This is a genomic window from Micromonospora sp. NBC_01655 (assembly GCF_026339755.1).
In the GTDB taxonomy this organism is placed as follows: Bacteria; Actinomycetota; Actinomycetes; order Mycobacteriales; family Micromonosporaceae; genus Micromonospora.
The window spans coordinates 2285854-2299102 of sequence record NZ_JAPEQF010000001.1; the positions used below are offsets into that span (position 1 = coordinate 2285854).

Sequence of the window (13249 nt, forward strand, 5' to 3'; positions counted from 1 at the left end):
GCCGCTTTACTGGCACCGTTGATGAGTAGCGGGAGACACGGATGGACACGGCGGCACAGGACGACACCGCGCTGGTCGAGGCGGTGCGTCGCGGCGAGCGGGCCGGACTGGAGGGCATGTACCGGCGGTACGCCGACCGGCTGTACACGTACGCCCGGACCATGCTGCGCGAGCCGGAGGCCGCCGCGGACGCCGTCCACGACGCGTTCCTCATCGCCAGCCAGCGCATCGGCCAGCTCCGCGAGCCTGACCGGCTGCGCTCCTGGCTGTACGCGATCGTGCGCAGCGAGTGCCTCCGGCAGCTCCGGGAGCGGTCCCGCTCTCTGCCGCTGGAGGAGGCCGACGAGCCGGTGGCCGACACCGACCCGGCCACGGGCGTCAACGCCGAGCAGGTACGCGCCCTGGTGCACGCCGCAGCCGCCGCGCTGAACCCGGGCGACCGTGAGGTGGTCCACCTGGCCATCCGCCACGACCTGTCGTCCGCCGACATCGGCGCGGCCCTCGGGGTGCCCGCCAACCACGCGCACGCCCGCCTGTCGCGCGCCCGCTCGCAGCTCGAACGGGCACTGGGGGCGCTGCTGGTGGCCCGCACCGGGGCCCGGGACTGCCCCACCCTCGCCGACCTGATCGACGGCTGGCAGGGCCGACTCACCCCGACCCTGCGCAAGCGGGTCTCGCGGCACATCGAGAGCTGCGCGGTGTGCGGGCTGCTCCGGCGGGAACAGCTCAGCCCGGCCGCCCTGCTGTCGGCGTACACGGCGCCGGCCTTCCTGGTGGTCGCCGACACGGTGTGGCCGAGACTGGCCGAGGTCTGCGCGACCGACATTCTGGCCGATCCGGCGACCGACACGGCGTCCGACGGGGCGTTCGACACGGCGGCTGATCCGGCGACCGACGGGGCGACCGACACGGCGACCGATCCGGTGGTCGACGCGGCGTCCGGCGGGGCGTCCGGCGGGGCGGCCGATCCGGCGGGTGCGGTCCCGGCCGATCCGTCGACCGACCTGGTGCCAGCGGCCGACGAACCCCCCGGGCCGGCGGACGCCCGGCCAGCAGACGGACCGGTCGACGGGCCGACGCCGGTGGCCACGGACGATGCGGTGGCCCCGGAGGGTGCGGTGGCCCGGGGCGGTGCGGCGGTGCCGGCCGGTGTGGCGCACACCGTGCGGGCGACCTCGCGGGCGGCCCGCGACCGGAACCGTCGGCGGCTGGCCGCGACCGCGGCTCTGCTGATCCTTCTCGTCGTGTTCGGCACCTGGGCGTTGGGCCCCGGCCGCCCGACCGCCGCGCGGGACGGCTCCGGCCAACCGGTGTCCGGGGCGCTCGGCTCACCGGCCGGTGAGCCGGCGGCTCCCGCCGCGCCGCTGCCGTCCGGCACGGCCACGGGAGCCGGCACGCCAGCGCCGGCGGGCACCGCCGGCCCGACGTCGGGGACCGCCGCCGTGCCGGCGGACGGCGACGGGGCCGCCCAAACCGCCGCGCCCGCCGCGCCCGACGTCGTGCCGGGTGGCGCCGCACCGGCACCGGCCGCGACACCGGCCAGGCCGCCGGCCGTGCCCCGGCCGACCGCCGCACCACAGGTCGCCACGCCGTTCACGGTCTCCGCCACCGCGCGGGTGCGGTGCGGCCAGGAGACGTACAGCCTCGCGGTGCAGGCCACCGGCAGTGGCACGCTCGGCGGTGCCGAGGTTCGCTGGACCCCTACCGGCAGCCGGACGTCGGCCCGGGCGATGACGGTGGACGGGTCTGCCGCCCGGACGACCGTCGGGCAGTTGCGCGCGTCGGCGCTGACCTGGTCGGTACGGGCGACCGCCGTGGACGGCCGTACGGCGCAGAGCCCGACCTACACGATCGCCGACCCGTGCGTTCGGCCGGGATAGCCGGGACGGGTTTCGAGTGCCGGTGTGGCTGTTCCGGTTCGTGGGGTGGGCCCAGTGGGATCCGCGCCGTGATCTCGTCGGCCGGTGTTGGATCGGGACGAGTGGCCGGACGAGTCGGGGGTGCATTGGTGAGCTACGCGGACGTCAACGGTGTGCGGCTGTGGTACGAAATCCACGGCACCGGCCGCCCGTTGGTGCTCCTGCACGGCGGGTACGGCGCGGTGGAGATGTTCGCCCCGATCCTGCCCGCCCTCGCCGCGCGCCGCCGGGTGGTCGGGGTCGACCTCCAGGGCCACGGCCGCACCGCCGACGTCGACCGCCCGCTGCGATTCGAGTCGATGGCCGACGACGTCGCCGCGCTGATCCGCCACCTCGGCCTCGGTGAGACCGACGTGCTGGGCTACTCGCTGGGCGGCGGCGTCGCCCTGCGCCTCGCGGTCGGGCATCCGGAGCTGGTGCGCCGGCTGGTGGTGGTCTCCGCGCCGTGCCGGCGTCAGGGCTGGTATCCGGAGGTGCTGGCCGCGATGGCCACCCAGGACGAGCGGACGGGCGAGCGGATGCGCGGGACCCCGCCGCACGAGCTGTACGAACGGATCGCTCCCCGCCCGCAGGACTGGCCGGCGCTCTGGGCCAAGACGGGCGACCTGCTCCGCCAGGAGTACGACTGGTCGACCGAGGTGGCCGCCCTGGCCAAGCCGACCCTGCTGGTCTTCGCCGACGCCGACTCGATCCCGGTCCGCCATGCGGCGGAGTTCTTCGGGCTGCTCGGCGGCGGACACCGCGACGCCGGCTGGGACGGCACCGACCGTCCCGCGTCGCGCCTGGCGGTGCTGCCCGGCCTCACCCACTACGACATCGTCTCCTCGCCGGCGCTGCCCGCCGCGGTGATCCCGTTCCTCACCACCCAGGTCCGCGAGCCGGCCTGACGAGCCGGCCTGACGAACCGGCGACGCCGGAGTTCCGTCGCCCGGCGAGGTCAGCCGAGGCGCTCGGCCGGCCAGGGCGGCAACGCGTCGGCCTGGGCCGCTGGAACTCCCGCAGCCCGGGGTGCCGACCGGTGGCGGCTGCCGCGCCCCGTCGAGGAATAAGCCGGCCAGGCCGGCGAGCACGCCGGTGACGTCATACCGGCGGCCCGGCGACCGGGCAGCCGGTCACCCGGCGGCCGGGCCGGGCGCGGCGGTGTAGTGCAGGATCACCAGCCCGCTGTCGAAGGCGCGGGTCCCGGCCAGGGCGAACCGGTGCGGGTCGAAGCCCCGGTCGGCGAGCGGTACGCCGCTGCCGGCCACGATCGGGTGCAGCTTGACGACCAGTTCGTCCACCTCCGGCAGGAGCTGGCCGGCGAGCTGGCCGCCGCCGCAGAGCCAGATGTCGCCGCCGGGCTGCCGCTTCAGGTCGCGGACGAAGGCCACCGGGTCCGCGTCGACGATCTCCACCCCGGGATCGTCCGACGGGGGCAGCGACCGGGAGAAGACGTACTGCCTCAGGTGGGCGTACGGGCTGGTGACGCCGATCCGCAGCGCCGGGTCGTAGGTGGCCCGGCCCATCAGCAGCCCGCCGAACCGGCCGGTGGGTCGGTCGATGCCGAAGTGCGGGTGGCTGAGGGTGGGGAAGGTCTGCGGCCAGTGTGCCGCGAGGTGGGCCGCCACGTCCGGCTCCAGCGGCAGGAAGTCGTACGACCCGTCGGGGGCGGCGATGAAGCCGTCGAGGGTGCTGGCCACGTAGTACACGAGCTTGGGCAAGAAGACTCCAATCAACCACTACTACTGTCGTGGTTGCAATGTACTACACCTGTTGTTGTTGCTGCTAGGGTCTGCTCATGGCCCGCAACCCGCAACGACGTGCCCAACTCGCCGACGCGGGGCTGCGGGTGCTCGCCGCCGGTGGTGCGCGGGGGCTCACCCACCGCGCCGTGGACGCCGAGGCCGGGGTGCCCACCGGCACCGCCTCCAACTACTTCCCGTCCCGGGAGGCGCTGCTCGGCGCCCTCGCCGAGCGGGCCTTCGAGCGGTACGCCCCCGACGAGGCGGTCCTCGCCGAGCTGGCCGGCCGGGAGCCGTCACTCGCCCTGTTCACCGACTACCTGCGCTACATCGTGCTTCGCACCACCCGGGAGCCCGACGTCACCCGGGCGCTGATCGAGCTGCGGCTGGAGGCGGCCCGCCGCCCCGAGTTGGGCCGCAGCCTCGCCGCGGTGCTCCGCCGGGGGTACGCCGACGACGTCGCGTTCCACGCCGCCGCCGGACTGCCGGGTGGCGCGTTCGAGATCGCCCTGCTGCACTATGCGGTGGACGGGTTGCTGCTCGACCTTCTCACCACGTCGATCGACGCCGGCTTCGACGTCGACGAGGTGGTTTCCGCCCTGGTGTCCCGCCTCGTCGGCGGGGCCGGCCGAGCATCCGGTTGACGGGGCGGCCCCGCATCCGGTTGACGCGGGCCTGCCCCGCGCGGCTGACGGCGGCCCTGCCCGGGGAGGCGCCGTGCCGTTCACCGCCCAGCAGATGAGCAAGCCGGTCGGCCCGGCCGGACCGGGCCTACCGACCCAGGTGTGCCCCCGTACGCAGCGGGAACCCTGCCCGAACGCACATCGGGAGGAGCGAGGCGATGGGGGACCGCACCGCGCTGACGATCGGTGTGCTGGGCTCGTACGGTGGCCGCAACCTCGGCGACGAGGCGATCCTGAGCGGCCTCCTGGCCGACCTGCGCTCGCACGAGCCGCAGGCGCGGATCATCGTCTTCTCCCGGAACCCGGAGCACACCGCCCGGGCCCATCCCGACGTGGAGGCGGTGCCCTGGGAGGGGGTCAGCCGGGTCGACTCGGCGCAGGTGCTGGCCGAGCTGGACCTGCTGATCCTCGGCGGCGGCGGCATCCTCTACGACCGGGAGGCGCGCCGCTACCTGCGGGTGGTCCGGGTCGCCCAGGAGCGGGGCCTGCCCCTGCTCACGTACGCGGTGGGGGTGGGGCCGCTCAGCGACGGGGTGGACACCGGGATGGTCCGGGAGACCCTGGCCGGCGCCACCGAGGTGACCGTGCGGGACCAGGAGTCCCGGATGGTGCTGGAGGAGGCCGGGCTGGTCAACCCGATCACGGTGACCGCCGACCCGGCGTTCCTGCTGGAGCCGGAGGAGTTCCCCGAGGGGCTCCTGCGCGAGGAGGGGGTGCCGGCCGGCCGGCGGCTGGTCGGGCTCAGCGTCCGCGAGCCGGGCCGGGCCGCCGAACGGCTCGACGTCGACGGCTACCACCGGCTGATCGCCCAGATCGCCGACTTCCTGATCCACCGGATCGACGCGTACGTGCTCTTCGTGCCCATGGAACGCGACGACATCCGGCACTCGCACGGCGTGATGTCGCACATGACCACCGCCGAACGGGGGCGCATCCTGCACGGCGACTACTCACCCCGGCAGGTGCTCGGGCTGATGCGGCACTTCGACCTCGCCGTCGGCATGCGGCTGCACTTCCTGATCTTCGCCGCGATGGTCGGCACCCCGTTCCTGCCCCTGCCGTACGCGGGAAAGGTCTTCGACCTGGCCCAGCGCCTCGGCGTGCCGGCGCTGCGCGGCGTGGAGCGGGAGGTGGAGGGGCCGCTGCTGGCCGAGGTGGACCGGCTGTGGGACGAGCGGGAGGCCCGCTCCGCGGAGACGGCCCGCCGGGTGGCCGAGGTCTGCGAGCAGGCCCGGGGCACCTCGCAGGTGACCGCCGCGGTGCTGGAGAGCCTGCGCTCGTCGCGGCTGCCGGGCCGGGCGGGCGTCGCGAGGCCGGCCGGCGTCTCCCGCCCGACCGGGGCGACCGGCGCTCAGACGGCCGGGCCCCGCCACCGGTAGAGCCACCCCCGGCCGCCCTCGGCCACCGACTCCAGCTCGTAGATGTCGGCCTCGGCCAGCCCGTGCTCGCCGAGGTGGTGGTGGGTCAACGGCGGACGGCCGTTGCTGTCCAACTCGACCACGACCGTCTGCCCGTCGGCGCTGCCGCCCGCCAGCGGGATCTCCACCGTTGCTGCCATGGCCCAATCCTGCCCGGGCGACCGCCGCCCCGCAGGAGATACCCGTCCCGCCACCGCCCCACCTCCGGCCACTGCCAAACCACCCTCGTCCGGCCCGGGCGGCTCGGCCGGGGCAGCGTGGCGGGACCGTCGCCCGCTAGGGTCCGGCAATGGCGGAGATCGCGATCGACCCCACCCTCGGGCCGGTACTGGCCCGCACCGGCGACGAGCGCGCAGTGCTCGAATCCTTCCTCGACTTCCACCGCGCCACCGTGGCGCGCAAGCTGCGCGGCCTCAGCGACGCCGACGCCCGGCGCCGGCTGGTGCCCTCCCTCACCACCCTCGCCGGCCTGGTGAAGCACCTGACGCTGGTCGAGCGGAACTGGTTCCCCTGCCTGCTCGCCCCGGAGCCCGGCGACCTCTACCAGACCACCGAGGAGGAGGCGGCGGCGAGCTTCACCCTCGACGACGCCGACACGGTCCAGTCCCTCCTGGCCGGCTACGAGCGGGCCTGCGCCCGGTCCCGCGCGGTCGCCGCGCGCTTCGACCTCGACCACGTGGTGCCGCACCCGCAGCTCGGCGAGGTCTCCCTGCGCTGGATCCTGACGCACCTGGTGGAGGAGACGGCCCGGCACGCCGGCCACGCCGACATCCTGCGCGAGCTGACCGACGGCTCCACCGGGGCGGTCTGACCACGACGCCACCCGGCCGGCCAGGTGGCGCGCCGGTCGGGGCTGCCCCCGCCCGGCCCGCTCAACCGGGCGGCAGCAGCCCCGGCGGGTACTCCATGCCGTCGTGGGCGCAGGCCGCCGCGGCGACCCGGGCCGCGTACGCCGCCGCCTCGGCCAGCCCCGCGCCGCGCAGTCGGGCGGCGACCAGGCCGGCCGCGAACGCGTCCCCGGCGCCGTTGGTGTCCACCACCGGCCCCGGCGGCGCGGCGGCGGGCACCTGGGCGGGCGGCCCGCCGGCGGCGAAGAGTTCCGCACCGTCCGCGCCCCGGGTGACCACGGTGGTCCGAGGCGCCAGTGCGGCGGCGAGCGCCCCGGCCCGTGCGCCGAGCCGGACGCCGCTGACGAGGACCAGGTCGGCCACCTCGGCGAACGGGCGGTGGTAGGGGTTGTCGCCGTCCCAGTCGTGCAGGTCGGTGGAGAGGCCGACCCCGGCCGGCAGCCCGGCGCGCAGCGCGGGCAGCACGGGCGGCGCCCAGTCCATGATCGACAGGTGCACGTGCGCCGCGTCCCGGGCCAGCGCGGCCAGCCGCTCCGGCGCGAACGGCGGCGGCCCCTGCCAGGGGCGGGGGTCGTAGAGCGACATCCGTCGGCCGGCCGGGTCCACCAGGTTCACCGACCGGCGGGTCCCGCCCGGGTCCACGGCCAGCACGGTGTGCACCCCGGCCCGGTCCAGCGCGGCCCGGACCACGTCGCCCGCCGGGTCGGCGCCGAGCACGTCGACGACCGCCACCCGCAGGCCGAGCGCGCGGGCGGCCAGCGCCATGCCGGCTCCCGTGTTGCCGACCCGCAGCTCGATCGGGGGGACGGTGAGCGAGTCGGCGGCCGGCAGCGGGAGCTGCGGCACGCGTACCCGCACGTCCACCCCCAGGCCGCCGAGCACGAGAAGATCGAACATGGCACGACGGTAGCGGCCGGGCTCACTCCAGCGGCGTCGGCTCGGGCTGCGCGGGCGCGGGCTCGGTGCGCCGCATCGGCGCCCGGGTGCGGCGGACCGGCCGGGCCCTTCTCCAGCGCCAGCGTGAAGACGTTCCGGAAGATCCGCGACAGCGCGGGGTCGGAGTCCAGCGCCCCGGCGAAGGTGATCGACGAGGCGCTGAAGACGAACAGCCGGGGGAACCGCTGGAAGCCGGCCCCGATCTGCCGGCTGCCGCTCCAGTAGCCCGCCCCGGTGGTGTAGTTGGTGCAGACGTACCGGTAGTAGTGGATCGTGCCGTCGGCCCGCATCCCGTAGAGCGACCCGTCGGTGCTGCCCAGCACGGTGCGGAACTGGTTCCACCCGGTGCCGACCCTCCGGCCGGAGCCGCTGGCCCATCCGGTCACGCCGGTCTGCCAGCCCCAGTGCCCGACGCCGGGCGCTGTCCCGGTCCGGCCGGACCGGTGTCCGGGCCGGGTCCGGCTATCCTCGGTGGTCGTCGGTCGGAGGGGGGACGGGTGCTGGTCATCCACGGGGCGTGGTTGCCCGGCCGAGGGCTCGCCGTCTGGGCCGAGGACACCAGCCGCCCGGCGCGGGCCCCCCGCCGCCCCGGCCGGGCGCCCCGCGAGCGGCCCCACCCGTTCGCCGCCGACCACGCCGCCCTGGCCGCCGCCCTCGCCCCCACGGCCCTCGACCCCACCGCCCCGGAGACCACCGCCCCGCCGCCCTCCGGCCGGGGGGCCGACGGCCCGGGGACGGCCGGGTCGGCAACCGTGGGCCCCGAGACCGCCGGTTCGGCAACCGACCGGCCACCCGGCACGCCGGGGACAACCGCCGAGGCCGGGTCGGTGCTGCTGCGCCTGCCCACCCGGGCGGGCTCGCCGGTCGACTCGCCGGAGCTGGTCCGGACCGCCGTCGCCGAGCCGGTCCGCGGGCCGGTCACCCTCGCCGGCTGGCGCGCCCCCGCCCTCCGGTACGCCCCGGCGGACGCGCTCGCGCTGCTGCGCGCTGCCGGCGACCGCGCCGGGGTGCCCGGCGCCACCCTGCGGCACCTGGCCGAGCTGGCGGAGTTCGCCGCGGACCTGGTCCGCCGGGGCCGCGTCCTGCCCGGGGTCGTCCCGGCGCGGCCCGAGGACGGCGAGCCCGGGGCTGCGGCGGCGCGGGCGGTGTGGCGGCCGTTGCTCACCGGCGCCGACGCGGCGTGGGCCCGGTCGCTCGCGCTGGCCCTCCCGCCGGTGGCCCGGGCCGCCGGCGACCTGCCCCCCGGCGACCTGGTCGCCGACGCCCTCGACGCGCTGACCGACGCCGCCGCCCGGGCCGCCCTCACCCGCACCACGCTGGCCCGGGGCGGCCGGCCTACCGGCGCGGTGCCGGCCTGGCTGGCCGCGCTGACCGGGCCGGCCGGGGAGTTCACCGCCGAGCCGGGGGCCCTCGCGGCGCTGCGCGCCGAGCTGGACGACTGGCAGCGGGACGCGGCCGGCGGCGTGGTCCGGGCCAGCTTCCGCTTGGTGGAGCCGGCCGCCGACCCGCTCGGCGACGCCTCGACCGACCCGCTCGGCGATACGCTGGCGAACCCGCTCGGCGGCGCGCCGGCCGGGGCCCGGGACGTGGGGGCCGAACCGGCCGGGACGCCGCCCGACGCCGGCCGCTGGCGGGTCGAGTTCGGGCTCCAGGCCGCCGACGAGCCGAGCCTGATCGTCGACGCCGGGCAGGTCTGGCGGTCCCCGCACCCCGGGCCCGCCCTCGCCGGCCGGCTGGACTCCCCGCAGGAGACCCTGCTCGCCGAGCTGGGCCGGGCCAGCCGGCTCTGGCCGGAGCTGGACGCGGCGCTGCGCACGGCCACCCCGGAGGCCCTGGAGCTGGACGTCGAGGGCGCGCACCGGTTCCTGCGCGACGGCGCGCCGGTGCTGCACGCCGCCGGTTTCGGGGTGCTGCTGCCGTCCTGGTGGCGGCGGCCCTCGTCCCGGCTGGGGGCCCGGTTGCAGGCCCGCAGCCGCACCGCGCCGGGGACCGTGGCCGCCGCCGACGGCGGGTTCGGCCTGGACGCGCTGGTCGACTACCGGTGGGAGGTGGCCCTCGGCGACGAGCCGCTCACCGCCGAGGAACTGGCCGCGCTGGCGGAGCTGAAGAGCCCGCTGGTCCGGCTGCGGGGGCGCTGGGTGGAGCTGGACCCGGGGCGGCTCGCCGCCGGGCTGCGGCTGCTCCGCTCGGCCGGCGAGCTGACCGTGGCCGACCTGCTCCGGCTCGGCCTCGCCGACGCGGACTCCGACGACGCGCTGCCGGTGCTGGAGGTGACCGCCGACGGGCCGCTCGGCGAGCTACTCGCCGGGCAGGCCGAGCGGCGGCTCACCCCGTTGGACCCGCCGCCGGCGTTCACCGGGACGCTGCGGCCGTACCAGCGGCGCGGGCTGGCCTGGCTGGCGTTCCTCCAGTCGCTCGGCCTCGGCGGGGTGCTCGCCGACGACATGGGGCTGGGCAAGACGGTGCAGCTACTGGCCCTGATCGCCGGGGACCCGCCGAGCGCCGGGCCGACCCTGCTGGTCTGCCCGATGTCGCTGGTGGGCAACTGGCAGCGGGAGGCCGCCCGGTTCGCCCCGGCGCTGCGCGTACACGTGCACCACGGGGCCGAGCGGGCCCGTGGGGAGGGGTTCGCCGCGGTCGTGCACGCGGCGGACCTGGTCCTCACCACCTACTCGGTGGCCGCCCGGGACGCGGTCGAGCTGGCCGGGATCGACTGGCACCGGGTGGTGGTGGACGAGGCGCAGGCGATCAAGAACGCCGCCACCCGGCAGGCGGAGGCGGTCCGGTCGCTGCCCGCCCGGCACCGGGTGGCGGTCACCGGCACGCCGGTGGAGAACCGGCTCGCCGATCTGTGGTCGATCATGCAGTTCGCCAATCCCGGCCTGCTCGGCCCGGCGGCGGCGTTCCGCAAGGCGTACGCCGAGCCGATCGAGCGGCACGGCGACGCCGAGGCCGCCGAGCGGCTGCGCCGGATGACCGGCCCGTTCGTGCTGCGCCGGCTCAAGACCGACTCGTCGATCATCTCCGACCTGCCCGAGAAGCTGGAGATGGAGGTGCTGTGCAACCTCACCGCCGAGCAGGCGTCGCTCTACCGGGCGGTGGTGGACGACATGCTGGCCCGCATCGAGTCCAGTGACGGCATTGAGCGGCGCGGCCTGGTGCTGTCGGCGATGACCCGGCTCAAGCAGGTCTGCAACCACCCCGCCCAGCTCCTGCGCGACGGCTCCGCGCTGGCCGGCCGGTCCGGCAAGCTGGCCCGGCTGGAGGAGATCCTCGACGAGGTGCTGGCGGCGGGGGAGCGGGCCCTGCTGTTCACCCAGTACGCCGAGTTCGGCGGGATGCTGCGTGGGCACCTCTCCGCCCGGTTCGGCCGGGAGGTGCTCTTCCTGCACGGCGGGGTGGGCAAGGCCGACCGGGACGCGATGGTGACCCGCTTCCAGTCCGCCGGCGGGCCGCCGCTGTTCGTGCTCAGCCTCAAGGCCGGCGGCACCGGGCTCACCCTCACCGCCGCCAACCACGTGGTGCACGTCGACCGGTGGTGGAACCCGGCCGTCGAGGACCAGGCCACCGACCGGGCGTTCCGGATCGGCCAGCGCCGGCGGGTGCAGGTACGCAAGTTCGTCTGCGCCGGCACGGTGGAGGAGAAGGTGGCCGCCATGATCGCCGAGAAGCGCAGCCTGGCCGCGTCCGTGGTGGGCACCGGCGAGCAGTGGGTGACCGAGCTGTCCACCGAGCGGCTGCGCGAGCTGTTCGCGCTGGAGGCCGGGGCGGTGGTCGAGTGACCGGGCCGGCTTCGGACGGGCCGGCGTCGACCGGCCGGTTCGCCGACTACGGCCGGCCGCGCCGGGTGGACGGCGGGCTGCGCGCTCGCAGCACCCGGGGGGCGATCGGCCGGTCCTGGTGGTCCCGCCGGTTCCTGGAGGTGCTGGAGTCGTTCGCGCTGGGCACCCGGCTCACCCGGGGCCGGTCGTACGCGCGGGCGGGGCAGGTGCTCAGCCTCGACGTCGCCCCCGGCGTGGTGACCGCGCGGGTGCAGGGCTCCCGGCCCGAGCCGTACCAGGTGCGGATCGCGCTGGAGCCGTTTCCGGCGGCGCTGTGGGAGCGGATCGAGGCGGAGCTGGCGGCGCAGGCGTTCTTCAGCGCCCGGCTGCTCGCCGGCGACCTCCCGGCCGAGCTGGAGGAGCTGTGCGCCGGTGCCGGGGCGCCGCTGTTCCCCGCCGGGGTCGGCGAGCTGGCCCAGCGGTGTAGCTGCCCCGACTTCGCCGTCCCGTGCAAGCACCTCGCGGCGACGTTCTACCTGCTCGCCGAGGCGTTCGACGCGGACCCGTTCGAGCTGCTGCACTGGCGGGGCCGGCGTCGGGCGGAGCTGCTGGACCGGCTGCGCGCCCTGCGTGCCGCTGCCGCCCCGGCGGCCGACCGGGCGGCACCGGCCGGCAGCGCCGCCGGGTCCCCGGCGGGTGGCCGGGACGCCCCGGCCGGGCGGGTGCCCGCGCCGGCCGCACCGTCCACATCGGACGGCATCGGTCGGGCCGGGCCGGCCGCCCCGGCGGTTGCCGGCGTCGGCCCCGGATCGCCGTCCACCGGGGACGGTCCGGGCGTCGCGCCGGCCGTCGGCGCCGCGCGGTCGCTCGCCGCGCTGCCCGCGGCGCCGCTGGACGACGCCGTCGACCGGTTCTGGGTGCCGCCGGTGCCGCTGCCGGACCGTCCGCCGACCCTGTCGACGGGCCCGGACCTGCTGCTGCGGCAGCTCGGCGCGCCCGCGCCCGCGCTCGGCGGGCCGGGCCTGCTGGAGCGGCTGCGCCGGGCGTACCGGGAGTTCGGTCGCGCCCGCCCGGAGCCGGACCGGCCGGCTACCCCCGGGTCCCGGCCGGCGCGGTGACGGCGGCGCCCGGGCCACCGTCCACGCCGGGCCGACGCCCGGTGCCACGGTGCACGCCCGGCCGGGCTGCCGGGGCCACCGTCCACGCCGGAGCGGCGGCCGGACCGGCGTCACAACCAGCGACGGCGGAACCGCCACATGAGCGCGGCGTTGGCCAGCAGCACCACCGCGAAGACCGCCCCGGCCAGCCCGCCGGCCAGCACGGTCGCCGCCGGCAGCGAGGCCCACAGCACGACGGTCAACAGCATCAGGTACCGGCCGCGGCGGGCCCGGGCCCGGTGGTCCAGGCGGGCGAAGAACTCCGGATCGCTCTCCCGGAGCTGACGGGTGATCTGTTCGAACCTGCGCTGATCCTCTTTGCTGAGCATGGCGGTGCCTTCCCCTCACGCGTTCAGCGGTTCGGCGGCATACCCGCTGCGGCGGCGGCTCACGCGCCCCTCCTGCTGCTACTTTCGACAGATCGCTTGGGCGGGAGCCGGCGCCGACCTTCCGCCCGGGGTGCGTCCACCGCCCACCGGAGCGCGGGTTCCCGGGTCGTGGGCCGGCTGAGCGCAGGCTTATTCCCGGCTTAAGTTTCGCTGTGCCGTGGAACGACGCACGTCACGCGGGGACGGGGCGAACCGGCACGCCCGGTACGGGTACGCCCTGCTCCGGACGTCCCCGCCGGCAGCAGCCGAAACGGGCCGTCCGCCGGTGCCGTTGAGCGTCGCCTTAAGTGCCGTCGCCGGCCGGTTCGGCGTGTCTTGAAGGCCCTTCACCCCCCGGTTACCGTCCCGTAGCAACTCCTCCAGCAGTAGTCGCCGCACCGCCCCACCCCCGGGCGCAGCCGTGCCGGCGTTCGACGG

The 13249-nt window shown here is 76.8% G+C and carries 11 protein-coding genes and 2 pseudogenes; 8 read left to right on the forward strand and 5 right to left on the reverse strand.

Going from position 1 to position 13249, the window contains the following annotated elements; genetic code table 11:
- The first annotated feature begins 41 nt into the window (after positions 1–41).
- Positions 42–1880, forward strand: coding sequence for an RNA polymerase sigma factor (locus OOK41_RS10935; RefSeq protein ID WP_266264354.1), 1839 nt, complete (start codon positions 42–44; stop codon positions 1878–1880).
- A gap of 128 nt (positions 1881–2008) precedes the next feature.
- Positions 2009–2806 (forward strand): alpha/beta fold hydrolase, encoded by a 798-nt coding sequence (locus OOK41_RS10940; RefSeq protein ID WP_266264355.1) that lies wholly within the window; start codon positions 2009–2011, stop codon positions 2804–2806.
- A 225-nt stretch (positions 2807–3031) separates the two neighbouring features.
- Here OOK41_RS10940 and OOK41_RS10945 read toward each other — a convergent pair whose 3' ends face one another.
- Complete coding sequence (locus OOK41_RS10945) at positions 3032–3619, reverse strand: dihydrofolate reductase family protein (RefSeq protein ID WP_266264357.1); 588 nt, start codon at positions 3617–3619, stop codon at positions 3032–3034.
- Between the two features lie 77 nt (positions 3620–3696).
- Between OOK41_RS10945 and OOK41_RS10950 the strand changes: the two genes are divergently transcribed.
- Entirely contained in the window at positions 3697–4284 is a 588-nt protein-coding gene (locus tag OOK41_RS10950; protein ID WP_266264358.1) for a TetR/AcrR family transcriptional regulator, read from the forward strand.
- 197 nt (positions 4285–4481) lie between these two features.
- A pseudogene (locus tag OOK41_RS10955) lies at positions 4482–5603 on the forward strand (polysaccharide pyruvyl transferase family protein); the annotation flags it as partial.
- A gap of 71 nt (positions 5604–5674) precedes the next feature.
- Here the strand turns inward: OOK41_RS10955 and OOK41_RS10960 are convergent.
- Entirely contained in the window at positions 5675–5881 is a 207-nt protein-coding gene (locus OOK41_RS10960; RefSeq protein ID WP_117669067.1) for a hypothetical protein, read from the reverse strand.
- A 149-nt stretch (positions 5882–6030) separates the two neighbouring features.
- On the opposite strand from OOK41_RS10960, the gene OOK41_RS10965 reads away from it, so the two are divergent.
- Complete coding sequence (locus OOK41_RS10965; protein ID WP_117669066.1) at positions 6031–6552, forward strand: DinB family protein; 522 nt, start codon at positions 6031–6033, stop codon at positions 6550–6552.
- A gap of 61 nt (positions 6553–6613) precedes the next feature.
- Here OOK41_RS10965 and OOK41_RS10970 read toward each other — a convergent pair whose 3' ends face one another.
- Entirely contained in the window at positions 6614–7486 is an 873-nt protein-coding gene (locus OOK41_RS10970; RefSeq protein ID WP_117669065.1) for a carbohydrate kinase family protein, read from the reverse strand.
- A gap of 123 nt (positions 7487–7609) precedes the next feature.
- Here OOK41_RS10970 and OOK41_RS10975 point away from each other — a divergent pair, with 123 nt between their 5' ends.
- Complete coding sequence (locus tag OOK41_RS10975) at positions 7610–7750, forward strand: hypothetical protein (RefSeq protein ID WP_266264361.1); 141 nt, start codon at positions 7610–7612, stop codon at positions 7748–7750.
- Here OOK41_RS10975 and OOK41_RS32035 read toward each other — a convergent pair.
- A pseudogene (locus tag OOK41_RS32035) lies at positions 7750–8142 on the reverse strand (tachylectin-related carbohydrate-binding protein); the annotation flags it as partial. The gene OOK41_RS10975 and the pseudogene OOK41_RS32035 sit on opposite strands and share 1 nt — an antisense overlap.
- On the opposite strand from OOK41_RS32035, the gene OOK41_RS10980 reads away from it, so the two are divergent.
- Complete coding sequence (locus tag OOK41_RS10980; protein ID WP_266264362.1) at positions 8023–11307, forward strand: DEAD/DEAH box helicase; 3285 nt, start codon at positions 8023–8025, stop codon at positions 11305–11307. The pseudogene OOK41_RS32035 and the gene OOK41_RS10980 overlap by 120 nt on opposite strands.
- On the forward strand, positions 11304–12404 hold the full coding sequence (locus OOK41_RS10985; protein WP_266264363.1) for an SWIM zinc finger family protein: 1101 nt from the start codon (positions 11304–11306) through the stop codon (positions 12402–12404). The genes OOK41_RS10980 and OOK41_RS10985 overlap by 4 nt, the downstream gene beginning before the upstream one ends.
- A 110-nt stretch (positions 12405–12514) precedes the next feature.
- Here OOK41_RS10985 and OOK41_RS10990 read toward each other — a convergent pair whose 3' ends face one another.
- A complete protein-coding gene (locus OOK41_RS10990; protein ID WP_117669061.1) occupies positions 12515–12772 on the reverse strand; it encodes a DUF3040 domain-containing protein in 258 nt (85 codons plus the stop codon).
- Between the last annotated feature and the right edge of the window lie 477 nt (positions 12773–13249).